The sequence below is a fragment of the Microbacterium sp. SMR1 genome (genome assembly GCF_003289625.1).
GTDB lineage: Bacteria > Actinomycetota > Actinomycetes > Actinomycetales > Microbacteriaceae > Microbacterium > Microbacterium plantarum.
The window spans coordinates 645,721-669,887 of the sequence record NZ_QMBN01000001.1 but is presented as its reverse complement, the minus strand read 5'-3'; the positions used below and the strand labels follow the sequence as shown (position 1 = coordinate 669,887).

At 69.3% G+C, this 24,167-nt stretch carries 20 protein-coding genes; 6 read left to right on the top strand and 14 right to left on the bottom strand.

Annotated features, from left to right (window positions below):
• The first annotated feature begins 17 nt into the window (after nt 1–17).
• Complete coding sequence (locus DO944_RS03290; RefSeq protein WP_112614598.1) at nt 18–1,715, top strand: long-chain-fatty-acid--CoA ligase; 1,698 nt, start codon at nt 18–20, stop codon at nt 1,713–1,715.
• A gap of 55 nt (nt 1,716–1,770) precedes the next feature.
• Here DO944_RS03290 and ligA read toward each other — a convergent pair whose 3' ends face one another.
• Together ligA and DO944_RS03280 are read right to left on the bottom strand one after the other, a co-directional pair.
• Nucleotides 1,771–4,083 (bottom strand): NAD-dependent DNA ligase LigA, encoded by a 2,313-nt coding sequence (ligA, locus tag DO944_RS03285; protein WP_112614596.1) that lies wholly within the window; start codon nt 4,081–4,083, stop codon nt 1,771–1,773.
• Between the two features lie 9 nt (nt 4,084–4,092).
• On the bottom strand, nt 4,093–4,764 hold the full coding sequence (locus DO944_RS03280) for a DUF4166 domain-containing protein (protein ID WP_112614594.1): 672 nt from the start codon (nt 4,762–4,764) through the stop codon (nt 4,093–4,095).
• A 25-nt stretch (nt 4,765–4,789) separates the two neighbouring features.
• On the opposite strand from DO944_RS03280, the gene DO944_RS03275 reads away from it, so the two are divergent.
• The gene (locus DO944_RS03275; protein ID WP_112614592.1) at nt 4,790–5,806 is read left to right on the top strand and encodes an epimerase; all 1,017 of its coding nucleotides are present in this window, start codon (nt 4,790–4,792) and stop codon (nt 5,804–5,806) included.
• Here DO944_RS03275 and mnmA read toward each other — a convergent pair.
• Entirely contained in the window at nt 5,763–6,860 is a 1,098-nt protein-coding gene (gene mnmA / locus DO944_RS03270) for a tRNA 2-thiouridine(34) synthase MnmA (RefSeq protein ID WP_112614590.1), read from the bottom strand. The two genes, DO944_RS03275 and mnmA, sit on opposite strands and share 44 nt — an antisense overlap.
• Before the next feature lie 9 nt (nt 6,861–6,869).
• Nucleotides 6,870–8,063: a cysteine desulfurase family protein gene (locus DO944_RS03265; protein WP_112614588.1), complete on the bottom strand. Its 1,194-nt coding sequence runs from the start codon at nt 8,061–8,063 to the stop codon at nt 6,870–6,872.
• A 44-nt stretch (nt 8,064–8,107) separates the two neighbouring features.
• Here DO944_RS03265 and glgX point away from each other — a divergent pair, with 44 nt between their 5' ends.
• The 3 genes from glgX to glgB are packed head-to-tail and all read left to right on the top strand — an operon-like array spanning nt 8,108 to nt 14,465.
• Nucleotides 8,108–10,177 carry a glycogen debranching protein GlgX gene (glgX, locus tag DO944_RS03260; RefSeq protein ID WP_112614586.1) on the top strand — a complete coding sequence of 690 codons (2,070 nt, stop codon included), beginning with the start codon at nt 8,108–8,110 and terminating at the stop codon, nt 10,175–10,177.
• Nucleotides 10,178–10,224: 47 nt separating this feature from the next.
• On the top strand, nt 10,225–12,309 hold the full coding sequence (locus tag DO944_RS03255; RefSeq protein ID WP_112614584.1) for an alpha-1,4-glucan--maltose-1-phosphate maltosyltransferase: 2,085 nt from the start codon (nt 10,225–10,227) through the stop codon (nt 12,307–12,309).
• Nucleotides 12,306–14,465 carry a 1,4-alpha-glucan branching protein GlgB gene (gene glgB, locus DO944_RS03250; protein ID WP_112614582.1) on the top strand — a complete coding sequence of 720 codons (2,160 nt, stop codon included), beginning with the start codon at nt 12,306–12,308 and terminating at the stop codon, nt 14,463–14,465. The genes DO944_RS03255 and glgB overlap by 4 nt, the downstream gene beginning before the upstream one ends.
• A 60-nt stretch (nt 14,466–14,525) precedes the next feature.
• Here glgB and DO944_RS03245 read toward each other — a convergent pair whose 3' ends face one another.
• Complete coding sequence (locus tag DO944_RS03245; protein ID WP_112614580.1) at nt 14,526–15,467, bottom strand: tetratricopeptide repeat protein; 942 nt, start codon at nt 15,465–15,467, stop codon at nt 14,526–14,528.
• Nucleotides 15,468–17,252 (bottom strand): glycosyl transferase, encoded by a 1,785-nt coding sequence (locus tag DO944_RS03240; RefSeq protein WP_181574129.1) that lies wholly within the window; start codon nt 17,250–17,252, stop codon nt 15,468–15,470.
• 155 nt (nt 17,253–17,407) lie between these two features.
• Between DO944_RS03240 and DO944_RS03235 the strand changes: the two genes are divergently transcribed.
• Nucleotides 17,408–18,478, top strand: a complete 1,071-nt coding sequence (locus tag DO944_RS03235) for an AI-2E family transporter (protein WP_112614576.1) — start codon at nt 17,408–17,410, stop codon at nt 18,476–18,478.
• Between the two features lie 3 nt (nt 18,479–18,481).
• Here the strand turns inward: DO944_RS03235 and DO944_RS03230 are convergent, their stop codons facing one another.
• From DO944_RS03230 to tsf, 8 genes are all read right to left on the bottom strand, one after another.
• Nucleotides 18,482–19,222, bottom strand: a complete 741-nt coding sequence (locus DO944_RS03230; protein ID WP_112614574.1) for an alpha/beta hydrolase — start codon at nt 19,220–19,222, stop codon at nt 18,482–18,484.
• Nucleotides 19,219–19,500: a hypothetical protein gene (locus tag DO944_RS15830; protein ID WP_112615127.1), complete on the bottom strand. Its 282-nt coding sequence runs from the start codon at nt 19,498–19,500 to the stop codon at nt 19,219–19,221. The genes DO944_RS03230 and DO944_RS15830 overlap by 4 nt, the downstream gene beginning before the upstream one ends.
• An 11-nt stretch (nt 19,501–19,511) precedes the next feature.
• Complete coding sequence (locus DO944_RS03220) at nt 19,512–20,192, bottom strand: lytic transglycosylase domain-containing protein (RefSeq protein WP_258524545.1); 681 nt, start codon at nt 20,190–20,192, stop codon at nt 19,512–19,514.
• A 45-nt stretch (nt 20,193–20,237) separates the two neighbouring features.
• Nucleotides 20,238–20,807, bottom strand: a complete 570-nt coding sequence (locus tag DO944_RS03215) for a DivIVA domain-containing protein (RefSeq protein WP_112614572.1) — start codon at nt 20,805–20,807, stop codon at nt 20,238–20,240.
• Nucleotides 20,804–21,739: a phosphatidate cytidylyltransferase gene (locus DO944_RS03210; RefSeq protein WP_258524544.1), complete on the bottom strand. Its 936-nt coding sequence runs from the start codon at nt 21,737–21,739 to the stop codon at nt 20,804–20,806. The genes DO944_RS03215 and DO944_RS03210 overlap by 4 nt, the downstream gene beginning before the upstream one ends.
• An 80-nt stretch (nt 21,740–21,819) precedes the next feature.
• Complete coding sequence (gene frr, locus DO944_RS03205) at nt 21,820–22,374, bottom strand: ribosome recycling factor (protein ID WP_112614568.1); 555 nt, start codon at nt 22,372–22,374, stop codon at nt 21,820–21,822.
• A 54-nt stretch (nt 22,375–22,428) separates the two neighbouring features.
• Nucleotides 22,429–23,148: a UMP kinase gene (gene pyrH / locus DO944_RS03200; protein WP_112614566.1), complete on the bottom strand. Its 720-nt coding sequence runs from the start codon at nt 23,146–23,148 to the stop codon at nt 22,429–22,431.
• A gap of 87 nt (nt 23,149–23,235) precedes the next feature.
• Entirely contained in the window at nt 23,236–24,063 is an 828-nt protein-coding gene (gene tsf, locus DO944_RS03195; protein ID WP_112614564.1) for a translation elongation factor Ts, read from the bottom strand.
• Between the last annotated feature and the right edge of the window lie 104 nt (nt 24,064–24,167).

The following is a 24,167-nucleotide window of genomic DNA, read 5'->3' as shown; positions in this document are numbered from 1 at the left end:
ACCCGTAGGGTGTCAGCGTGACGACCTACGACCCGCCACGTCCCTGGATCGCCAGCTACGCCGACGGGGTGCCGGAGGACCTCCCGCCCATCACGGGCTCACTCGTCGACATCGTCGCGACCTCCGCGCGCGAGCATCCGGACGCCCCGGCGCTGGAGTTCTTCGGCCGCACGGTCTCGTACCAGCAGCTGCAGGACCGGATCGAACGAGCCGCCGCGTACCTGCGGGATGCCGGTGTGCGGCGCGGCGACCGGGTGGCTATCGTGCTGCCCAACTGCCCGCAGCACATCGTGGCCTTCTACGCCGTTCTGCGCCTGGGGGCGGTCGTCATCGAGCACAACCCGCTCTACACGCCGCGTGAGATGCGCAAGCAGTTCGAGGACCACGGCGCGAAGGTCGCCATCGTCTGGAGCAAGCTCGTCTCGGTGCTGCTCGACTTCCCCGACGATCTGGCGCTCAATGCCGTGATCGCCGTCGACATCACCACGGCCATGCCGTTCCACATGCGGGCGGCGCTCCGCCTGCCCATCGCCAAGGCGCGGGAGTCGCGCGAGGCGCTCACCTCTCCCGTGGCCCGCAATCGCGTGCACGGATTCTGGTCGGATGCCGAACGGCACGACCCCCTGCCGGCGAGCCACGTGGGTCCGACCACGGGCGATCTCGCGCTCATCCAGTACACCAGCGGCACGACCGGCAACCCCAAGGGAGCGGCGCTCACGCATCGCAACCTCCTAGCGAACGCGGCCCAGGCGCAGGCGTGGACCCCGACGATCGAGCGCGGCGCGGGTTGCGTCGTCTACGCGGTGCTGCCGATGTTCCACGCGTACGGCCTGACCCTCTGCCTCACTTTCGCGATGTCGATGGGTGCGCGGCTCGTCCTCTTCCCGAAGTTCGATCCGGCCCTGGTGCTCGCGGTGCACAAGCGTCATCCGGCCACTCTCCTGCCCCTGGTTCCGCCGATCGCCGAGCGATTGCTTGCGGCCGCCGATGCGGCGGGCGTGTCGCTCGCGGGCACGCGAGTCGCGATCTCCGGCGCGATGGCGCTCCCCCACGAGCTCGTCGTGCCGTTCGAGGCGTCGACGGGCGGATACCTCGTCGAGGGATACGGGCTGTCAGAATGCTCCCCCGTCCTGATGGCCAATCCCGTGGCCGAGAACCGTGTCCCCGGCACCGTCGGTCTGCCGCTTCCCGGTACCGAGTGCCGCGTCGTGGACCCGGACGAACCGACACGGGACGTCGAGCCCGGCGGGCGGGGCGAGCTGCTGGTCCGCGGCCCCCAGGTGTTCACCAGTTACTACGGCAAGCCCGAGGAGACCGAGAAGGTCTTCGTCGACGGCTGGTTCCGCACGGGCGACATCGTGACGATCGACGAGGCGGGATTCGTGCGGATCGTCGACCGGATCAAGGAACTCATCATCACCGGCGGCTTCAACGTCGCACCAACCGAGGTCGAGATCGCGCTGCGTCAGCACCCGCAGATCGCCGACGCCGCCGTCGTCGGGCTGCCCAGCGAGCATTCCGGCGAGGATGTCGTGGCCGCCGTGGTCGCCGCCCCCGGGGCGACCATCGACGAGGCCGACGTGCGGGACTTCTGCCGCGGCATCCTGACGCCCTACAAGGTGCCGCGTCGGGTGGTCGTCGTCGACGAGCTGCCGAAGTCGATGATCGGCAAGGTCTTGCGTCGCCAAGTCCGCGATCGGCTCCTCGCGGGCTGACCCCGACTACGCTCGGGCCCGGAGGCCGGCTCCGGATGGGAAGTCACGCCCCTGTTCAGGAATCGAGGGCCGCCGGCCCCTGCTCGACGAGGAGGCGGAACTGGGCGGCATCGATGATCCGCACACCGAGCTGTTCTGCCTTGGCCAGCTTGGATCCTGCGCCCGGCCCCGCCGCGACGAAGTCGGTCTTCTTCGAAACGGACGAGCCGGCCTTTCCACCGGCGGCGAGGATCGCCTCCTGGGCGCCTTCGCGGGTGTAGCCCTCGAGCGATCCCGTCGCCACGACGGTGATGCCCTCGAGAACTCCGCCCTCGACCACGGCTGCGCCCGGTCCGGGGTGACCCGGTACCTCGAGCCGCGCCCCGGCCGCTTCCCATCGCTCGACGATCTCGCTGTGCCAGTCGACCTCGAACCAGTCGATCAGAGAATCCGCGATGATGCCGCCCACGCCCTCGACGGCCGCCAGTTCGTCCCGCGTCGCCGCACGGATCGCGGCGATCGAGCCGAACCACTGCGCGAGGGCACGCGCCGCGACCGGACCGACGTGGCGGATGCTGAGCGCGACGAGGAACCGCCACAGCTCCTTCGTCTTCGCCTTCTCGAGCTCGTCGAGCAGCTTCAGTGCCTGCGCCGACGGTTGCGGTCCGGTCAGCCCATCCTTCTTCTCCGCAGCCGAGGGGTTGCGCCGGAAGGGAGCACGCCGCACGGGTTCGCCCGTCTTCTCGTCCACACGGGGCTCGCCCGTCTCGGAGTCGCGGACGATGACCTCGATCGGCACGAGCTGATCGAGGGTGAGCTCGAAGAGAGCGGCCTCGGTCACCAGCGGCGGGGTGGCGTCGCCCAGCGGCTGCGTGAGGGCGGCTGCCGTGACCTCTCCGAGCGCCTCGATGTCGAGGGCGCCGCGGGACCCGACGTGCTCGACGCGACCACGCACCTGCGCCGGGCAGGAGCGCGCATTGGGGCAGCGGAGGTCGATGTCGCCCTCCTTGGCGGGGCGCAACGGCGACCCGCACTCGGGGCAGTTCGTGGGCATGACGAACGCGCGTTCCGTGCCGTCGCGCAACTCGACCACGGGTCCCAGTACTTCGGGGATGACGTCGCCCGCCTTCCGCAGCACCACGGTGTCGCCGATGAGGACGCCCTTGGCGCGGACGACGTCCTGGTTGTGCAGCGTCGCCTGCCGCACGACGCTGCCCGCGACGCGGGCGGGCGCCATCACGGCGAAGGGCGTCGCCCGGCCGGTGCGACCGACCGACACGACGATGTCGAGCAGCTTGGTGTTGACCTGTTCCGGCGGGTACTTGTAGGCGATCGCCCAGCGAGGTGCGCGACTGGTCGCACCCAGCTCGTCGTGCAGCGCCAGCTCGTCGATCTTCACGACCACACCGTCGAGCTCGTGCTCGACGCTGTGACGGTTCTCGCCGAAGTGCGCGACGTAGCCGAGCACGCCGTCGATGCTCTCGTGGGTCTGCGAGTGCGGGCTGATGGGCAGACCCCATTCGGCCAAGAGCGCATAGATCTCGCTCTGCGACGACACCGGCGGATTCTGCCAGGCTCCGATCCCGTGCACGTAGAGCCGGAGTGAGCGGACGCGGGCCTCGGAGGCTTCGAGCTCGAGACCCGACTTCTTGTCGAGCTGCTGGCGCAGCCCCCCGCTCGCGGCGTTGCGAGGGTTCGCGAAGGCCGGGAATCGGCGCTCGGCGCTGATGCGCGCGCGTTCCTCGTCGAACGCGCGGGAACGGGACCGCGCATCTTCGACCACACGATCGCGCATCTCGGCCTGGAGCGCGTTGAGCTGAGCGAACTCAGCGACGGGGATGAAGATCTCGCCGCGCACCTCGACGATCGCCGGGTGCCCGTCTCCCGCGAGGCGCTCGGGGATGCCGCTGACGCGCAGGGCGTTCACGGTGACGTCCTCACCGACGCGGCCGTCGCCGCGTGTCGCCGCAGATGTCAGGACGCCGTTCTCGTAGCGCAGGCTGATCGCGAGTCCGTCGATCTTGAGTTCGGAGAGCCAACGGACAGGACGGCCGGCGGACGCCGCTGCCTTGACGCACCAATCGGTCAGCTCTTCGGGCGAGAAGACGTTGTCGAGGCTCAGCATCCGTTCGGCGTGCGTGACCGGCGCGAACAGCGTCGACTCGGCGGCGCCGACCGTCTGCGTGGGCGAGTCCTGCGACTGCAGCTCGGGATGCACTCGCTCGAGCTCGTCGAGTCGACGCATCCACGCGTCGTACGTCGCATCGTCGACGACCTCGGCATCGCGACCGTAATACGCGTCGCGCGCCGCGGTGATCCGCTCGATCAGGTCACGGGATTCCGCGCGCGCCTCGTCGAGGGTGATCTCGGGGAGTTCTCCGTCTGCCACCTCGTCAGTCTAGGCAGGGGGTACGACGCCGCGGACGGGGTTCCCGTCGGCCGGCTGGATGCGGTACGTGAACGAGCCGTGATAGCGGAAGAGCTCCCCGACCAGCCACCCCCGCACGCTCACCTCGACGCGCTGCGCCACGGCATCCGCGTGGTCCGCTGTTTCGGTCACGGCCACTCCCGCCACCGGAGGAAGCGGCAGCCGCGCCGCACCCAAACGGACGGCGAGCCCCACGGACCGCATCCGCATCCCTCGGAGGTCGGCTTCGGCGCGAAGGCGCACTTCCAGCCCGCCGCGACGACCGAGACGGTCGACGATCTCGCCGGTTCCAGCGCAGCTCATCGCGTCGACCATGCGCCGCGGGGCGCCCGCGAAGAGGAAGTCGCGCTCCGCGTGGAGAGAACCGTCCCGCCGGGGCGTGTTCACGACCACGAACGGTACGTCGGTACCCCGTTCGGGGAACATCACCCCGCGCCCCGCGAACAAGCGAACGATGGGCCGCAGCCAGCGGGGGCCGCAGTAGCCCGCCTCGTCGTAGATGCCCTCTCCGATCCCGACGCACCCCGCGGGTATCGAGCCGAAGTAGACGCGGAGCACGGGCGGCATGCGCGAGAGGTCCGCCCCGAGCGCGCGTTCGTATATTGACCGATCGCGCGGACCATTTCCTCCGGTACTGAACATGTTCAGAAACTACTACGATGACCGTATGAGCAACACCCGCCCCCGCGCCGTCGTGGCCGGCGCCTCCGGATTTATCGGCACCGCAATCGTCGACGCGCTCACGACCGACGGTTATACCGTCGACACGATCGGGCGCGCGTCCGGCACGACGTGGGACGATGCGGCCGCCGTGGCCCGCCTCATCGACGGCGCGGATCTCCTCGTCAACCTGGCAGGCAAATCGGTGGACTGCCGCTACACCGATCGCAATCGCGACGAGATCCTGCGCTCGCGGGTCGCGACGACGCGCGACCTCTCCGCTGCCGTCCGCCGGGCCGCACAACCGCCGCGACTCTGGGTCAACGCGTCGACCGCCACGATCTACCGTCACGCGACCGACCGGCCGAACTCCGAATCAGACGGAGAGCTCGGGAGCGGCTTCTCCGTCGACGTGGCACGCGCGTGGGAGGCGGCGTTCTTCGGCGGCGAGCTCCCGCGGACGCGCCGCGTCGCCCTGCGGATGGCCATCGTCCTGGGCCCGGGGCCTGCCACCGCCATGCTGCTGACGCTGGCCCGCGTCGGCCTCGGCGGCCCGCAGATCGATGGTCCGATCATCCCGCACCGGCGCTATCGCGGCATCGGCGATCACCCGACCGGGAGCACCGCACCCTGGTATCGCACGCGCGGGCGGCAGCGGTTCAGCTGGGTGCACATCGACGACGTCGTGGGCGCGCTGCGCTGGGTCGATGCGCACGAGGACATGGCGGGAATCGTCAACGTCGTGAGTCCGCACGCATCGGATAACCGCACCCTCATGCGAGAGCTGCGCTCCACCGTCGGGATGCCGTTCGGCGTTCCCTCCTGGCGGTGGATGCTCGAACCCGCGATGTGGCTCCTGCGCACCGAACCGGAACTCGTGCTGAAGAGCCGTTGGGTCGTCCCCGAGCGCCTCGTCGAAGCGGGGTACCGGTTCCGCTACACGGAGCTGGCCGACGCGCTGCGCGCCGCCGCCGGCTCGATCAGGCGTCGACCGGGACGGCCGAGACGGTCCGGTCGATCGTGAACTGTCCGAGAACGCGCGAGCCGTCGTAGATCACGGCCGTCTGACCCGGAGCCACGCCGTCGAAGGCAGTGTCAGGGGTCACGACGATCTCGTTCTCGGTGATCTCGGCTCGGGCCGGGACAGGATCGGCGTGCGCCCGGATCTGCGCTTCGCAGGCGAAGACGCGCTCGGACGGCGCCCGCCCGGCCCACGTGAAGCGGCCGCCCGCGATCTCAGCGGTCGCCAGTGCCTCCTTCGGACCCACCACGACACGGTTGTCCACCGGGCGCACCTCGAGCACGAAGCGAGGCTTGCCGTCCGGCGCAGGAACGCCCAGCTGGAGCCCTCGGCGCTGACCCACGGTGAACGCGTGCGCCCCCTCGTGACGTCCGACCACCGCTCCCGTGCGGTCGACGATCTCGCCCGCCTCGGCGCCGACCTTCTCGGCGAGCCACCCTCGGGTGTCGCCGTCGGAGATGAAGCAGATGTCGTGGCTGTCGGGCTTCTGCGCGACCGTCAGACCACGCTCGGCCGCCTCCGCGCGCACCTCGGCCTTCGAGGGCGTCGACCCGAGCGGGAAGTAGGTGTGGGCGAGCTGCTCCGCCGTGAGCACGCCGAGGACGTACGACTGGTCCTTCGCGGCATCCGACGCGCGGTGCAGCTCGCGTCCCTCGGGGCCGTCGACCAGGAGGGCGTAGTGACCGGTGCACACAGCGTCGAATCCGAGTTCGATGGCGCGCTCGAGGAGCGCCGCGAACTTGATCTTCTCGTTGCACCGCATGCACGGGTTCGGTGTCCGGCCGGCGCGGTACTCCGCGACGAAGTCGTCGATGACGTCATCGCGGAAGCGCTCGGAGAAGTCCCAGACGTAGAAGGGGATGCCGAGGAGGTCGGCGGCGCGGCGCGCGTCCATCGCATCCTCGATCGTGCAGCAGCCGCGGCTGCCGGCCCGCAGCGTGCCGCCCGCGCGGGAGAGCGCGAGGTGTACGCCGACGACGTCGTGCCCGGCGTCGACGGCTCGGGCCGCGGCGACCGCCGAGTCGACGCCGCCGCTCATCGCAGCCAGTACTCGCATCGCTCCAGTCTACGTGCGGGCTGCACGCCCGGCGCGGGCGGCGACCGCACGCCGGTGCGCCTCGGGAAGGGCCGCGAGGAACGCGTCGACGTCGGCGTCGGTGCTCGTGCGCCCGAGGGTCAGACGCAGCACCGCGCGGGCGTCGTCCGCGTCACGTCCCAGGGCGAGCACGACGTGCGAGGGCTCCGTGACCCCGGCCTGGCAAGCCGAACCGGTCGACACCGCGATCCCGACCGTGTCGAAGAGGAACAGGAGAGTCTCGCCGATCGTGCCGGGGAAGAGCACGTGGACGTTGCCGGGCAGCCGGTCGCGAAGATCGCCCAGGATGACCGCCGACGGCACGAGCGATCGGATGCCCTCGATCAGGCGACCGCGAAGGCGCTCGACCCGGACTGCCTCGTAGGGGCGCTCGGCCTCGGCGATGTCGAGCGCCGCCGCGAACGCCGCCGCCCCGGCGACATCCTGGGTACCCGCGCGAAGCCCCCGCTGCTGGCCACCGCCGTGCGCGAGGGGTGTCAGCTGCGCGTGGCGCGATACGACGAGCGCGCCCGTGCCCACCGGGGCGCCGACCTTGTGGCCGGAGACGGACATGGCCACGAGGCCGTCGGGCGTCGCGCCCCCGCCCCGCCACGCCGCGAAGTCGAGGGCGACGGTGCCGAGCGCCGCGACCGCGTCGAGGTGCAGCGGCACCCCCGCGTCGCGCGCCGCCCGGGCGAGCGCCGCCGCATCGTTGCGCGTTCCGACCTCGTTGTTGGCGACGAGCGCGGTCGCGAGAGCAGCGCCGGGCAGCGCGTCGGCGAACAGAGCGGGATCGATCCGGCCGACGGAGTCGAGACCGACGGGGCGCACGGCGGCACCCCAGCGCGACGCGAGCCACGCGACCGCATCGATCGTGGCGTGGTGTTCGCCGTCAGGAAGCACGATCGGCCCGGTCGCGGAGGCGCCGGCGTCGGCGGCGAGCCAGAGCCCCTTGACGGCCAGGTTGATCGCCTCGGTCCCCCCGGACGTGAAGACCACCTCGATGGGCTCGCAGCCGAGCGCAGACGCGACCGCATCGCGCGCATCCTCGAGGAGCCGGCGCGCCGCCTGTCCCGCGCCGTGCACCGACGAGGCGTTGCCGAGCGTCTCGTGGGCCGACAGCCACGCGTCGCGCGCTTCCGGGCGGAGCGCGGTCGTCGCAGCATGATCGAGATAGACGACCATCCGACCTCCCCGGGCGTTCACCGACGCTCATTACTGTAGATCGCATGCCCGACAGCACCAGCCCAGCCGGACTGCACGATCCCCGATTCACCGACCTCGGCGTCACGCTCCGCGAGAACGGCGGCACCCTTCGGGTCTGGTCCGAGCGGGCGACATCGATCGACGTGGTGCTGTTCGATGACGACGACCTCGACTGGGCCGTCGACGAGCGACCGCTCGAGCCCATCGGCGACGGGATCTGGGCAGCCGACATCGAGACGCTGCGGCCCGGAGTCCGGTACGCGCTGCGCGTGGATGGACCGCACGGGGCGGGCAACGTCTTCAACCCCCAGACCCTTCTGCTCGACCCGTACGCTCGCGGCGTCGTCTCGGGCGCTTCGGGCGATCACCGCTCGGTCGTGATCGACTCGGGCTTCGACTGGGGCGGCATCCGTAAACCGCGGGTCCCCCGGGACCGCACGGTCATCTACGAAGCGCACGTCAAAGGCCTCACCAAGCGGCATCCCGACATCCCCCCGGCGTTGCACGGCACATACGCCGGACTCGGTCACCCGGCGATGATCGACCATTTCCGCTCGCTCGGCGTCACGAGCGTCGAACTTTTACCGATCCACGCCTTCGAGAGCGAGCCGCGGCTGCTCGCTCTGGGGCTGGCCAACTACTGGGGCTACAACACGCTCGGGTTCTTCGCGCCCCACGCGGCCTACGCCACGCAGGACGCGCGCCGCAGCGGCCCCACCGCCGTCCTGAAAGAGCTCAAGCGCACAGTGCGCGCTCTTCACGCCGCCGGCATCGAGGTCATCCTGGACGTCGTCTACAACCACACCGCCGAACTCGAGCTGGGCGGACCGCGGTCGAGCTTCCGAGGCATCGACAACCGCGGCTACTACCGCCAGCAGGACGACGGCGCCTACATCGACGTGACCGGCTGCGGCAACTCCGTCGACACGTCGACCCACGCCGCCGCACGACTGATCCTCGACTCTCTGCGCTATTGGAGCGAGGAGGTGCAGATCGACGGGTTCCGCTTCGACCTGGCTGTGACCCTCGGTCGTGACGCCGAGCACGTGTTCGATCCGGACCACCCGTTGCTGCGGGCGATCGCCGACGACCCCATCCTGCGCGACGACAAGATCATCGCGGAGCCGTGGGACGTCGGGCTGGGCGGCTGGCACACCGGCGGGTTCGGCGACGGGTGGCAGGAGTGGAACGATCGCTACCGCGACGGGGTCCGCAACTTCTGGCTCAGCGACATCGACTACCTGCGCCGAGCCGGAACCTCACCGGCCGGCGTCGGCGGACTCGCCACGCACCTCGCGGGCTCTGCGCCGCTGTTCGGCGCGAAGCGCGGTCCGCTGGCGGGGGTGAACTTCATCACCGCGCACGACGGCTTCACCCTGCGCGACCTGGTCTCTTACGACGTCAAGCACAACGACGCCAACGGCGAGCAGGGCCGCGACGGCGCAGACACGAACCGGTCCTTCAACCACGGCGCCGAGGGCGACACTGCGCTCGAGCACATCCTGTCCGCGCGGCATCGCGCGATCCGAAACCTGGTCGGGACCCTCCTACTGTCTGCCGGAGTGCCGATGCTGACCGCCGGAGACGAGATGGGCCGCACGCAACTCGGTAACAACAACGCCTACTGTCACGACAGCGCCCTGACCTGGGTCGATTGGCAGCTCGCGGACTGGCAGGTCGACCTGCTCGCGCACGTGCGGGAACTCACGCGGCTGCGCGCCGAGAACCCGGCCCTGCGCCCCGTGCGGTACGCCGCCCCCGACGACGAGGTGCCCGAGGCATCCGTCATCCAGTGGTTCGACGCGCAGGGCCAGCCCATGACGCAGGCGACATGGACCGATCCGGAGCAGCGCACCCTCCAATACGTCGCGACGTCGACGCCGGCGCACGAACCCGCCAACTGCGTGCTCCTCATCATCCACGGCCGCGAGGACGACGCCGAGGTCGTGCTGCCACCCGTCGGCGCGGCGTCATCTCTGGTGTCCCTCTGGTCGAGCGCCGACGAGCGTCCCCGAGAGAACGGCGCGCGATTCGCCCCGGGCGACCGCCTCCCCCTCTCGGGGCCGACGTTGCATTTGCTCAGAGCGGAGTGAGGCGCAAGCCCGTTTTTCGAACTCGTCCACCGCGATAGGTTCGAGCCGTGGCATCAACGACGCGCACGACCTCACCCGCCCCGTTCCGCAGCACCGCCGAGATCCCCGGCCGCCCCGCCGCGCCGCTTCCGTCGGCCGGCGACACGGTCACGGGACGCATCCCGCTCCAGCGCCCCGCCCCCTCGGTTCCGGGTGGCCGGTTCCGTCCCTCCGCCTTCGCCGGCGAAGCCGTGCCGTTCCGAGTCACGGCGTTCCGCGAAGGGCACGACGCGATCGGTGTGCATCTGCGGCTGTTCTCGCCCGATGGACGTGAGTCGTTGCACCGGCTGACGCCCCTCAACGACGGATTCGACCGGTGGTCCGTCCTCGTCGCCCCGCTCGCCGAGGGCGTGTGGCGCTTCCGCTACGAGGCTTTCGGTGACGACTTCGCCACCTGGCAGCACGCCGCCGCAATCAAGATCGCTGCCGGAGTCGACGTTCCTCTGATGCGCGAGGCTGGCGCCCTTCTGCTCATGCGCGCTGCCGCAGAGAAGTCCCGCCCCGCTGCCGAGCGCAAGATCCTCGAGAAGGCCGCCGCGAGACTTCGGGATGCCGCGGTCGACGCGGTCGATGCGCTCGCGGTCGTCCGCGACGCCGATCTCGCGCGCGTCTTCGCCGATCGCCCGCTCCAGTCGCTCGTGACGGTCGGCGACGAGCACGAGCTGCTCGTCGAACGCGAGCGCGCGGGCGTCGGCGCCTGGTACGAGTTCTTCCCCCGCTCCGAGGGCGCCGAACGTCTCTCCGACGGCTCCGTCCGCAGCGGCACGTTCGTCACCGCGCGAGACCGCTTGCCCGCCGTCGCCGCCATGGGGTTCGACGTCCTCTACCTGCCACCCATCCACCCGATCGGGCGCACTCACCGCAAGGGGCCGAACAACACCCTGACCGCCGGCCCGGATGATCCGGGCTCGCCCTGGGCGATCGGCGGCCCCGAGGGCGGTCACGACGCGGTGCACCCCGACCTCGGGACGCTCGAGGACTTCCGCGGCTTTCTCGCCGCGGCCTCCGGCGCGGGCCTCGAGGTCGCGCTCGACCTCGCGCTGCAGGCATCCCCCGACCACCCCTGGGTCGCGGAGCATCCCGAGTGGTTCACCACGCTGCCCGACGGCTCGATCGCGTACGCCGAGAACCCGCCGAAGAAGTACCAGGACATCTACCCGGTCAATTTCGACAACGACCCCGCGGGCATCCGCGCCGAGGTGCTGCGGGTCGTGCGCCACTGGATCGCGCAGGGCGTGCGGATCTTCCGCGTCGACAACCCGCACACCAAGCCTCTGCAGTTCTGGGAGTGGCTGATCGCGACCGTTGCCGACGAGACGCCCGGCGTCGTCTTTCTGGCGGAGGCGTTCACCCGCCCCGCCCCGATGCAGGGCCTCGCGATGGCTGGGTTCCAGCAGAGCTACTCGTACTTCACGTGGCGGAACACCAAGGAGGAGCTCGAGGAGTTCCTGACCTCGGTCGCCCACGACACGGCCGACTTCATGCGTCCGAACCTCTTCGTGAACACCCCCGACATCCTCACCGAGTACCTGCAATACGGCGGCCGCCCCGCCTACAAGATCCGCGCCGGGATCGCCGCCACCGCCGGGGCGTCCTACGGCGTGTATGCGGGGTACGAGCTCATCGAGAACGTCGCACGCCCGGGGTCGGAAGAGAACATCGACAACGAGAAGTACGAGTACAAGTTCCGCGATTGGGCGGGCGCCGAGGCACGCGGCGAGTCGCTCGCTCCCTACCTCACGCGCCTCAACGAGATCCGGCGCACCCACCCCGCGCTCCGTCAGCTCCGGAACCTCTCGTTCCACTGGTCCGACGACGAGGCGATCGTGGTCTTCTCCAAGCATCTCCCCGGCGCACTGACGGCCGACGGCCGGGACGACACGATCCTCGTCGTCGTCAACGTCGACCCGCATTCGGCACGCGAGACGACGGTCCACCTCGACACGTCGGTCTGGGGCGTCGCCCCCGGCGACGAGTACGAGGTCGAGGATCTGCTCACCGGCGCCGTCTGGACCTGGAACGACCACAACTATGTGCGGCTCGACGCTTTCGCCGAGCCCATGCACATCCTGCACGTGAAGGAACGCCGATGAACGCCCCCGCAGACCACGTCCTCGACTCGGTCGCCACCGGCTCGTACCACGCCCCGCACGACGTGCTCGGCTCGCACCAGACCGAGGACGGCTGGGTGATCCGCGTGCGCCGCCCGCTGGCTCGCACGGTCACCGCCGTTTTCGCGAACCAGCCCGAGGCTTCGTTCCGCCACCTCCGCGCCGGCGTGTGGGAAGCCGCTCTCGACGAACGCCCCGAGGCTTACCGGGTGGTGGCCACATACGATGAAGCGCCAGCCTGGGTGTCCGATGACCCGTACCGTCACCTTCCGACGATCGGCGAGCTCGACCTGCACCTCATCCGCGAAGGTCGCCATGAAGAGCTCTGGCGCGTCCTCGGCGCTCATGTCCGCCTGCACAACGGCGTCCCGGGGGTGTCGTTCGCCGTCTGGGCGCCCAACGCGCGCGCGGTCCGGGTGATCGGAGATTTCAACGGCTGGGACGGCCAGGGCCACGCGCTGCGTTCGATGGGCGATTCCGGGGTCTGGGAGCTCTTCGTTCCGGGGCTGAACGCCGGCGCTGTCTACAAGTTCCAGATCCTCACGGCCGACGGTGCATGGATCGATAAGGCCGACCCGATGGCCCGCCAGTCCGAGGTGCCGCCCGCGACCGCGTCGATCGTCGCCGCGAGCTCCTACGAGTGGGAGGATGCCGCGTGGCTCGATCGGCGCAGCACGTCGACGCCCGTCTCCCAGCCGATGTCTGTCTATGAGGTGCACCTCGGGTCGTGGCGTTCCGGACTCGGTTACCGAGACGCCGCCGACCAGCTCATCGACTACGTTCGCGAACAGGGCTTCACCCATGTCGAGTTCCTGCCGCTGGCCGAGCACCCGTTCGGCGGCTCGTGGGGTTACCAGGTGTCGGGGTACTACTCCCCGACCAGCCGCTTCGGCTCACCCGATGATCTGCGCTACCTCATCGACCGGCTTCACCAGGCGGACATCGGCGTCATCATGGACTGGGTCCCCGGGCATTTCCCGAAGGACTCGTTCGCGCTGGCGCGATTCGACGGGCAGCCGCTGTACGAGCACCCGGACCCCCGCCGCGGCGAGCACCGCGACTGGGGAACGCTGATCTTCGACTACGGACGCAACGAGGTGCGCAACTTCCTCGTCGCGAACGCCCTGTACTGGTTCGAGGAGTTCCACGTCGACGGCCTCCGGGTCGATGCTGTCGCCTCCATGCTCTACCTCGACTACTCCCGCGAGGAGGGCCAGTGGGAGCCCAACGTGCACGGCGGGCGTGAGAACCTCGAGGCCGTCTCGTTCCTCCAGGAGGTCAACGCGACCTCGTACAAGCGCTACCCCGGCATCGCCATGATCGCGGAGGAATCCACGAGCTTCCCGGGCGTGACCGCACCGACGGAGTGGGGCGGCCTCGGCTTCGGGTTCAAGTGGAACATGGGGTGGATGAACGACTCGCTGCAGTACATCAAGCGAGACCCGATGTACCGGGGCCACCACGAGGGTGAGCTGTCGTTCTCATTCGTCTACGCGTTCAGCGAGAACTTCGTCCTGCCCATCAGCCACGACGAGGTCGTGCACGGCAAGGGAAGCCTGTTCACCCGGATGCCCGGTGACCACTGGCAGAAGCTCGCCAACATGCGCGCCTACCTCGCGTACATGTGGGGACATCCGGGCAAGCAGCTGCTGTTCATGGGGCAGGAGTTCGGGCAGATGTCGGAATGGTCCGAATCACGCGAGCTCGACTGGTGGATGCTCGACCAGCCGGCGCACCGTGGGCTGCACGCGTTCGTTGCGGACATGAATCGCACGTACCGAGACCAGTCCGCCCTCTGGTCCCGCGATTCGGACGGCGACGCCTTCAGCCGTCTCGGCGCCCCCAACTGGAACCCGAACGTCATGGCGTTCGCGCGCCGCGACAACCACGGGAACACCGTCGCGGTGATCTGCAACTTCTCGGGAGTACCGCTGCACGACTACACGCTCGAACTGCCGGCGGATGGCGCGTGGCGCGAGGTCCTCAACAGCGACGCCGAGGCATACGGGGGTTCCGGCGTGGGAAACTTCGGCACCGTGCACGCGACCGACGGACGAGCGACCATGGTGATCCCTCCGCTCGGCGTGTTGTGGCTGCACCACGCTCCCGACGCCGCACCTGGGGTCCCGGAAGACTGAACGAACGCCGCGGGCCCGGGGTGTCACCAACGGTGACACCCCGGGCCCGCGGCGTTCGCCTCAGAACATCAGAGAGGTGAGCCGCCGGCGCGCGCTGACGACTCGCGGGTCGGCGTCTCCCACGAGGCCGAACAGCTCGAGGAGCCGGTCGCGCACCGTCGATCGAGCATCTCCGTCGACCGCGGCGAACAGATCCAGGAGTCGGCCGAACGCGTCGTCGACGTGACCACCGGCGACATCGAGGTCGGCGACGCGCAGCTGCGCATCGACATCGTGCGGCGCGGCTGCGGCTGCGGCGCGGGCCTCACCGAGGTCGACGCCCTGCACGCGGTCGAGGAGCTTGACCTGTCCGAGACCCGCCTGAGCGTCGGCGTCGCGCGGGTTCTCCGCGAGCGCCCGCTCGTAAGCGCTGATCGCACGCGGGTAGTCGCCCGCTTCGATCGCAGCGAAGGCTTCCGCATGCAACGGGGGCAGCGGCGGCTCGGCGGCCTCTTCCGGTGCGTCCGTCTCCCCTTCCAGGGGAACGGTGCCGGTGACACCGTGCTGAGACGCGAGTTGAAGCAGCTGCGCGAAGACCTCGCGCACCTGCTGCTCGGGCACCGCTCCGGTGAACAGCGGCACGGGCTGCCCTGCCACCAGCGCGACCACCATCGGGATCGACTGCGCGCGGAACCCTTGCGCGAGCTGCGGGTTGGCGTCGACATCGACCTTCGCGAGGACGACGCGACCGGCCAGCTCGGTGACGACCTTCTCGAGCACGGGGCTCAGCTGCTTGCACGGGCCGCACCATTCCGCCCAGAGATCCACGACGACCGGTACCGTTCGCGAGAGCTCGAGGACCTCGCCGAAAGTCTGATCGGTTACGTCGAAGATCAGGCGCGATGCGCTCTCGGACGGCTGCCCGGCGGGTGCCGACGCGGGCGTCGGAGCCGTGGGGCGGTTACGCAGCGACGACAGATCGAGCGCGCCACGGAGCACGGCGTTGGAGGAAGGATCACTCATTCATACGACCTTTGCTGAGAGGACATTGGAACGGTAGCCGAGGAACTGGATCGGCTCGGATGAACCGGCGCCGGGCACGAAGAAGAACAGCTGGTCCGCGTACGTGGTGGTGAAGCCGGTGGACGACTGCGACACTCCTGTCAGCGCGCTCGCGACCGGGTTGGTGTCGGGCACGTTGATCACGGCATCCGGATTGCTCGGCTTGAACGTGTGGTCCTCTGTGATGGTCACCGCCACGACGGCGCCGCTCTCGAGCGTCTGGAGGGCGATCGGCGGCTGCGTCCCGGCCTGGGTCGTGAACGAGACCGTGCCCGTCTCCGCACCTGTCTGGTTGAAGTCGTTGACGATCTGCTCGCGGTTGGAGGTGACGCCCGCACGGAAGGCGTCGCCGTCCGCTTCGAACAAGCCCGCATAAGGACTCGCGTCGCCGTTGGTCAGCAGGTCGGCGTATGCGGCCGCGAGGTCCTTCGGCGGCAGGACGAGGAACGGCGAGTCCGGCGCCACCTGCGCGGCACCCAGGTATGCCGGTGCGAGTTCCGGGAACGAATCGGTCGCCAGCTCGGCGATGTAGCCGAGCTTGTAGTTGGACCAGGGATCCTGCTGACTGACCGTCATGATCGTGTCAGCTGCGCCCTCGCCGCCTTCGACGACCGCGAGGAAGGTACGCGGCCACTTCTCGAACGTCTCCGGCAGGAGGATCTCGAGGGGTTCGGCCGGGATGGGCGGCAGCGGGGCACGATCGGTGATCTTGGAGCGGAGGGTGTAGTTGGTCTCGCGCTCCGCGAGCGCCGGCCCCGCGAGCCGCGTGCCGGCGAGGGCGGCGTCAGCGCTCACGTCGGCGGTCGAGACGTCTTCCGCGATACGCGTGAGGATGCGCTCGGCCTGCTGCTGGGTCACCGCCGGCGGCGCCTGATCGGGGTCGGCGACGACCGTCGTTGTCGGCGAGGGAGTCGGGCTCGGGGCCAACTGGGGCCAGGCGTCCGCCGAGCACCCCGTCAGGGCCACGAGGGAGACCAGCGGGAGCGCGAGTAGAGCCTGACGCCCGCGTGTCAGGCGGCGTCGCGGCGGCGTGGACGAGATGACGCCCTTCGCTTCCGCATCCGTCGCGAGATCGATGGGCTGAGTGGCGCTCATCGGAAGCCCCTTCCGTCGCGGACCGCGCGAGCGACGCAGATGGCGCCAGCCGAGCGCGTACATGACGATTCCGAACGCGAGGAGGATCCCACCGGCCACGATCAGCGGGCCGGCCCAGGGCGTGTTCGACTCGATCGGCCATGTCACCTGGATGTCGGCGGGCGCGGGCGCGGTGCCGTCCGATGCGATCAGGACGCTCATGTCCTGCGGCAGCTGCAGGGATGTGGTCAGCGCGTCATCGCGCTGGAACTCTTCGAGCCAGAGATCCGACCCGACCGGTGACGGCATCGCCGGGATGTTGCCGTCGGCATCCGGCGTCGGCGCGGACGCGGCCGCGACCTCGGAAGTCGTGATCGCCCCGTCGGCGTCGACGCCGAGGCGGGTGTAGTCGGTGCGCCCGAGCCACGCGGTCACGTCGGACGTGCGGCCGTATGCGGCGAAGACGGTCCCGGTCCCCTGGACGCTCAACGCCTGCGCGCCGGGGCGCGAGGTGAGCACGGCGCCGTCGATGAGGGTGAAGGGGGCGTCTCCCGTCACCGTCACCGACTCGGTGACGGTCTCGGGCCCACGCAGGATCGTGCGCTGCGCGATACCCGCCCCGATCATGACGGTGGCCAGGACGAAGGCGACTACAGCCCACACGAAACGCACGAAGAAACACCTCTCCACATTCGGAACGGGACCACCGAACGCTTGATCGACGTTCCAGAGTATCCAAAACGACCTGAAAGGGTCGTGAAAGGGGCGCCTCCCAACGAAAGTTCGCGCGGCTCGTAAAGTGAAGTGATTCGACCCCGGAGGCGTTCGTGAAGATCCAGAACCCGTTTCGCACTGCGCTGATCGCCACGCTCGGCGTCGGCGTCGGCATCGTGATCATCGGGGGCATCCAGACCCTCTCGACCATCCTTCTCTATGTCGGCACCGCGCTCTTCCTCGCTCTCGGGCTCGACCCGGTGGTCTCGTGGCTCGAGCGGCGACGCCTACCACGGTGGGCAGCGCTCCTGATCACCTTCGCAGCGCTGCTCGCGGCCTTCGCCGGCATCATCCTCATGGTCGTGCCGATCATCGTCTCGCAGATCTCGCAGCTCGTGGCCGCCATCCAGGGCCTCGTCACCAACGGCGACTGGGACCCGGTCAACGCCGTCAAGGACTGGCTGACCGTCACCTTCCCGCAGCTGAACGTCGACGAGCTGTTCCAGTACCTCTCCGACTGGTACAACTCGCTCGACATCGGGGCGATCGGCGGGTCGATCACGGGCTCGATCATCCTGATCGGCGGTGGCATCATCAGCGGGTTCACCGGCGCGGTCATCGTGCTCATCCTGACGATCTACTTCACGGCGTCGACCCCGAACCTGAAGGCTGCGGTCTATCAGCTCGTGCCCGCGTCGCGACGGCCGCGCTTCATCGACCTGGCCGAGCAGATCACGGCATCCGTCGGCTTCTACGTCATGGGCCAGGTGTCCCTGGGCGTCATCAACGGTGTGCTCAGTGCCATCTTCCTGAGCGTGATCGGCGCCCCCTTCCCCGCGGTGCTCGCGGTCATCGCCTTCTTCTTCTCGCTCATCCCCCTGGTGGGAACCCTCACCGGGTCGGCGATCATCGTGCTCACCTGCCTGATACCCGGACTCGCGGAACCCCAGACCGCGCTGTGGGCGGCGATCTGGTACCTCGTGTACATGCAGGTAGAGGCCTACCTCATCTCGCCGCGCATCATGAACCGCGCCGTATCGATCCCCGGCGCGGTCGTGGTCATCGCAGCCCTCGCGGGAGCGGCGCTGGGGCAGCTCCTCGGAGCGCTCGTGGCGATCCCGGTGGCAGCCAGCATCCTGATCATCTACCGCCAGGTCGTGATCCCGCGGCAGAACGAGCGCTGACGCTCAGGAGGCGTCGTCCGAGGCCTGATCGTCGTCCCACTCTTCGGCGAGCGGCAGCGCGTCGGGGTTGACGGCCGCGACGATCTCGGTGAGCACCCGACGAGTCTGGTTCTCCCCCACCCACAGGTGCTTGCCGCCTTCCACGGCGATGAGCGTCGCATGCGGGATCGAGGCGAAGCGCTGACGCGCCTCGTCCGGGCGGAGGTAGTCGTCGAACTCGGGCACCACGATGACGACTCGCCGATCGTCGCCTGCCCAGGCAGCGACCTCGTCGGCTGTGGCCCGGTGCAACGGCGGCGAGAGGAGAACGACGCCCTCGATGTCGTGGTCGCGCCCGTATTTGAGGGCGAGCTCGGTCCCGAAGGACCAACCGACCAGCCAAGGACGCGGCAGGCCCCGATCGCGCACGAACGCCATCGCCGCCGCGACGTCGAACACCTCGCCGACACCGCCCTCGAACGTCCCCTCGCTGGTCCCCCGAGGCGACGTCGTTCCTCGGGTGTTGAAACGCAGCACGGCGAGGTCGGCGAGGGCGGGGAGGCGCCCGGCCGCCTTGCGCAGGATGTGCGAGTCCATGAATCCGCCCGCCGTCGGAAGCGGATGCAGGGTGACGAGCGTCGCGACCGGTTCGCGATCCTGTGGCAGCGCGAGCTCGCCGACCAGGGTCAGCTCGTCGAGCGTGCGGAGCTCGATGTCCTCACGACGTGCGGGGAGCTGAACGGGTCCGCGGATTTCGAAGCTCATGCGATCCTCCAACATGCCGAATGCCAATGCCGACGCGCGGCGAGGTCCGCGGCGTCGCCCAGGACACCGTCCGCCCGCCACGCGACCACATGCGCCGTGGCGGGCGCGATGTCACGCCCGCAGCCCGGGCACGAATACGTCTTCTGCGCTTGCGCCGCTGACACCGGCTGCACGGTCCATTCGACGCCACGTCGCGTCTCGGAGCGCTTCCAGCCGCTCAGCAGCCGCTCGAGCGAGTCGTCGCGCGGTTCCGGCCGTCGCCTGTTGGAACGGGGCATGACGCGCGCACTCACCACCAGTGGTTGCTGGACCAGAAGGCATACGCCTCGCTCCAGCTGCCGTAACGTCCGACGGCGTAGCCGTTCGCCCACGTGAGGTTGTCGACGGGGTCGTACCCGCTACCCGGCACCTTGCTGCAGGGATACGCCTGGACGAGACCGCAGGCCCCCGACGAAGCGTTAGTAGCGTTCGGGTTCCAGCTGCTCTCGCGCGACACGATGTAGTCGACGTAGCCCCAGTCGCTCTCCGGGATGCCGGCGGCGCTCAGCCAGTCGGCGGAAGATCCCCCGCCGGAGTACATGACCGGCGCTGCGCGCGACGTCCCGGTGCTCTCGCCTTCCACGGGGGTGGGGGTCGGGGTGGGGGTCGGCGTCGGCTTGGGAGCGACGTACACGGTGAAGCCGCTGCGATCGAGCTGAGCGGGCGCCGTCGCCGTTCCGTCACCGGACAGCGCCTGCGCGTCGCCGCGCGACTCGGCCCACAGCGAGACGACTTCGACGGGCTTCTCCTGGGCGACCGCGAGTGCGGTGCCGAGCGGTGCCAGAGCGCCGCCCGCCATACCGAGCGCAGCGACCGCGGCGAAGACGGAGGACGCACCGCGACGTCGCGACCAGCGGGCGGAGACCGGCGTGCCCCCGCGACGAGCCGGGACGCGCGTCGTGCGCCGGGAGACAGTCGAGCGGGAAGTCACAATGCCCTCGAGTTTAGCGAGGCGTGCAGCTTCTCTCCATCAGACTCACCCGATGGCGAGAATCACCGACACCACGCCGTCGAGAACCGCATCGACCTGCGCTTCGCGGTAGCCTCCGCGCTGCATGCGGAACGCGACCGATCGCACCTGCTCGACGGTGAGCGGTTCACCCGATTCGAGGTAGCGGGCGATGCGGTCCGCCACGAGGTCGACCTCGTCCATGCGATAGCCGTACGACAGCACACCCACACGATCGAACCTCCGCCGCTCGGGACGCGACAGCCGGTCGAGGATCTCCTGGGCGAGATTGCGTGAGCGGCCGACCCAGGCGCGGGCGCCCGCACGTGACAGGGCACGTTCCCGCTCGCGCGCCGCGAATGCGTCCTCGATCCGTCCGATCGCGGCGTCGACGGGGGCGACGGCATACCCGCCGCGCACGAGCGGGAAGGCGGTCGCGCGAATCGCGGCGGAGTCGAGGTCGTCCTCCTCGGACGCCTCGAACGCTTCGCGAGCGCGCCGCAGGAAGGCATCCACAGCGGCTCGGTCGTATCCCTTGGCTCGTCCCTGCACCTCGGGGAACGGGCTCGTGGACAGGGAGGTATCGGTCGAGGTCATGACATCACCAGAGGGGACAGAGCGTGGAAGAGGACGAGCGCCACGACGGTGGACGGCAGGATCGAGTCGAGTCGGTCGAGCACTCCCCCGTGGCCCGGCAGCCACGAGCTCATGTCTTTGATGCCGAGATCACGCTTGATCATCGACTCAGCCAGATCGCCGACCGTCGCGGAACCGAGGATGACGATACCGATGATGACGCCGGTCCACGCCGGGAGTCCGAGAAGCAGCCAGGCGAACCCGACAGCGACGAGCATCGCGACCACGCCCGCGCCTGCGAAACCCTCCCAGGTCTTCTTCGGGCTGATTCGCGGGGCCATCGGATGCTTGCCGAAGGCGAGCCCCGCGGCATACGCGCCGGTGTCCGCGCCCACCACGACGGCGATCATCGCGAGGACCCAGAACTCTCCGCCGTCCTCGCGCAGGAGGATGAGCAGCAGGCTTCCGAGGAACGGGACGTAGAGCTGAACGAAGCCGCTGATGAGCACGTCGCTGAGCACCTGGCCGTAGCGACGGCTCTCGCCGCTCACCATCTGCGCCATCAACCGCCAGACGATCACCGTGACCACGGCGGCGAAGACAACGACCCAGTGCGTGCCGGCGTCGAGGAGGAAGCCCGCCGCCAGCACCGCGGCGCCGGCGACCAGCTGTGGTGCGACGTCCACGCGTCGTCCCGCGGCCTGCAGGGCTCGGACGAACTCGAAGACGCCGAGCAGCGCGACGGGAATCGCGAAGAGGACGAACACCCACTTCACGAAGATGAGCGACCCGATCACGACGACGCCGATGGCGACCCCGATCAGGATCGCGACGAAGAGATTGCGTCCGGTCCGCGCGTTGATGCGCTCGTTCGCCTGCTCGAAGTCGGCCCGAGCTCGGCCGATGTGCTGTTCGAACTCCGTTCGCGCGGCACGCACCTGATTCTGAAACACCGAATCACCGTGCTCGCGCGAACGGGAGCGCTCCCGCTCGGATCGAGACGGGGCGTCGTCGCCGGGTGCGCTCATCGGTCTCAGACCTCGAGAAGCTCGGCCTCTTTGCGCTTGAGCGCGTCGTCGATGAGGTCGACGTGTGCACGCGTGAGTCCGTCGAGTTCCTTCTCCGCACGCACCAGCTCGTCCTCGCCGACCTCGCTCTTGAGACCATCGAGCTCGTCCTTGGACTTCCGCCGGATGCCGCGCAGGTGAACCTTGTGGTCCTCGCCCTTCGAACGGACGAGCTTGACGTACTCCTTGCGGCGCTCCTCCGTAAGCTCAGGCATGGTGACACGCACGATGTTGCCGTCGTTCGTCGGGTTCACGCCGAGGTTGGGGGTGTCGCGGATCGCCTGCTCGATCGCCTTGAGCGCCGACTTGTCGTACGGCGTGACGATGATCGTGCGGGCCTCGGGGTTGTTGAGCGACGCGAGCTGCGCGAGCGGAGTCGGCGACCCGTAGTAGTCGACGAGGATCTTCTGGAACAGCGCCGTGTTGGCGCGTCCCGTGCGCACGGTGGAGAAGTCCTCCTTGGCCGCCTCGACGGCGCGTTCCATGCGGGCTTTCGTGTCAGCGAGGATCTCGGGGATCACGTCACTCCATTCGTCGGTACGTCCGGTCAAGTCTAGTCTGCAGGCGGGCGGGGCTCAGACGGTGACGAGCGTGCCGATGCGCTCGCCCAGCAGTGCGCGCGTGATGTTCCCCGCCGGCTCCATGCCGAAGACGCGCATGTCGATACCGTTGTCCATGCACAGGCTGAATGCGGTGGAGTCCACGACCTTGAGCCCCTGCTGCAGCGCCTCGCCGTAGGTGATCTGCTCGATCCTCTCCGCCGTGGGGTCCTTCTTCGGGTCGGCCGTGTAGACCGCGTCGACACCGTTCTTGGCGACCAGGACCTCATCGGCCTTGATCTCGAGGGCGCGCTGCGCCGCCACCGTGTCGGTGGAGAAGTAGGGCAGACCGGCCCCGGCGCCGAAGATGACGACGCGACCCTTCTCCATGTGGCGCTCCGCGCGACGGGGAATGTACGGCTCAGCGACCTGCGTCATCGAGATGGCCGACTGCACGCGCGTTGCGGCGCCGGCCTGCTCGAGGAAGTCCTGCAATGCGAGGGCGTTCATCACGGTGCCGAGCATGCCCATGTAGTCGGCGCGACCGCGGTCCATCCCGCGCTGGCTCAGCTCTGCGCCTCGGAAGAAGTTCCCGCCGCCGACGACGATGGCGACCTCCACCCGGTCGGCGGCCTCAGCGATCTCGCGGGCGATCTGCCCGACGACATCCGGGTTCACGCCCAGCTGGCCGCCACCGAATGCCTCGCCCGACAGCTTCAGCAGGACGCGACGGCGCCCGGTCTTCTCATCGTTCATCGTGTCCCTCTCATCGCTGTGTTGCAGAGTATCGCCCGGATGGGCATGGAAAAGGCCCGCATCCGAAGATGCGGGCCTTTCGGGCTGTTACGCGCCGACCTTGAACCGAGCGAAGTCGGTGATGGTGATGCCGGCGTCCTTCGCGACCTGCGCGACGGACAGCTTGTTGTCCTTCGCGTAGTCCTGGTCGAGGAGGGCGACCTGCTTGAAGAACGCACCCACGCGGCCCTCGACGATCTTGGGAAGGGCGGCCTCGGGCTTGCCCTCGTTGCGGGAGATCTCGGTGACGATCTCGCGCTCCTTCTCGACGTCGGCCTCGGGAACGTCCTCGCGCGACAGGTAGCTGGGGTTCGCGAACGAGATGTGCTGCGCGATCGAGCGGGCGGTCTCCGCGTCCGAGCCCGAGTACGCCACGACGACGCCGATCTGCGGGGGCAGGTCCTTGCTCGTCTTGTGCAGGTAGATCTCGAACGCGTCGCCGGTCAGCGTGCGCACGCGACGCAGCTCGACCTTCTCGCCGATGATGGCGGCCTCATCGTTGATGAGCTGCTCGATCGTCTGGCCCGACGCGTCTGCGGCGAGGGCAGCCTCGACCGAGTCGGCGGATGCCGCGGCGGCCGCGTCTGCGACCTTGTCGGCCAGAGCGATGAAACGGTCGTTCTTCGCGACGAAGTCGGTCTCGCATGCGAGCTCGACGAGGGTGACCTTCCCGTCCTGCTCACGCGCGACGACGAGGCCCTCGCTCGTGGAGCGGTCGGCACGCTTCGCGTTGCCCTTCACACCCTTGAGGCGGAGGATCTCGACGGCCTTCTCGACGTCGCCGTCGGCCTCTTCGAGGGCCTTCTTGGTGTCGACCATTCCGGTGCCGAGCTGCTCGCGCAGAGCCTTGATGTCGGCGATGGTGAAGTTTGCCATGAGTGGCGGCTCCTTCTGTCTGTATGAAATCTCGTGGATGCCGATCGGCGCGGCCGGGCTCAGCCGCGGCCGCGCCGATCGTAGCGGGTCAGGAAGACGCGCTG

Bases quoted from the DNA above. Each gene is read 5' to 3' on its own strand.
- DO944_RS03230 (WP_112614574.1), bottom strand. From the start codon at position 19,222: ATGAGCTTCGAAATCCGCGGACCCGTTCAGCTCCCCGCACGTCGTGAG.
- DO944_RS03215 (WP_112614572.1), bottom strand. From the start codon at position 20,807: ATGACCTCGACCGATACCTCCCTGTCCACGAGCCCGTTCCCCGAGGTG.
- mnmA (WP_112614590.1), bottom strand. From the start codon at position 6,860: ATGCGAGTACTGGCTGCGATGAGCGGCGGCGTCGACTCGGCGGTCGCC.
- pyrH (WP_112614566.1), bottom strand. From the start codon at position 23,148: ATGAACGATGAGAAGACCGGGCGCCGTCGCGTCCTGCTGAAGCTGTCG.
- DO944_RS03245 (WP_112614580.1), bottom strand. From the start codon at position 15,467: ATGAGTGATCCTTCCTCCAACGCCGTGCTCCGTGGCGCGCTCGATCTG.
- DO944_RS03265 (WP_112614588.1), bottom strand. From the start codon at position 8,063: ATGGTCGTCTATCTCGATCATGCTGCGACGACCGCGCTCCGCCCGGAA.
- glgX (WP_112614586.1), top strand. From the start codon at position 8,108: ATGCCCGACAGCACCAGCCCAGCCGGACTGCACGATCCCCGATTCACC.
- glgB (WP_112614582.1), top strand. From the start codon at position 12,306: ATGAACGCCCCCGCAGACCACGTCCTCGACTCGGTCGCCACCGGCTCG.
- DO944_RS15830 (WP_112615127.1), bottom strand. From the start codon at position 19,500: ATGCCCCGTTCCAACAGGCGACGGCCGGAACCGCGCGACGACTCGCTC.
- DO944_RS03280 (WP_112614594.1), bottom strand. From the start codon at position 4,764: ATGTTCAGTACCGGAGGAAATGGTCCGCGCGATCGGTCAATATACGAA.
- DO944_RS03275 (WP_112614592.1), top strand. From the start codon at position 4,790: ATGAGCAACACCCGCCCCCGCGCCGTCGTGGCCGGCGCCTCCGGATTT.
- tsf (WP_112614564.1), bottom strand. From the start codon at position 24,063: ATGGCAAACTTCACCATCGCCGACATCAAGGCTCTGCGCGAGCAGCTC.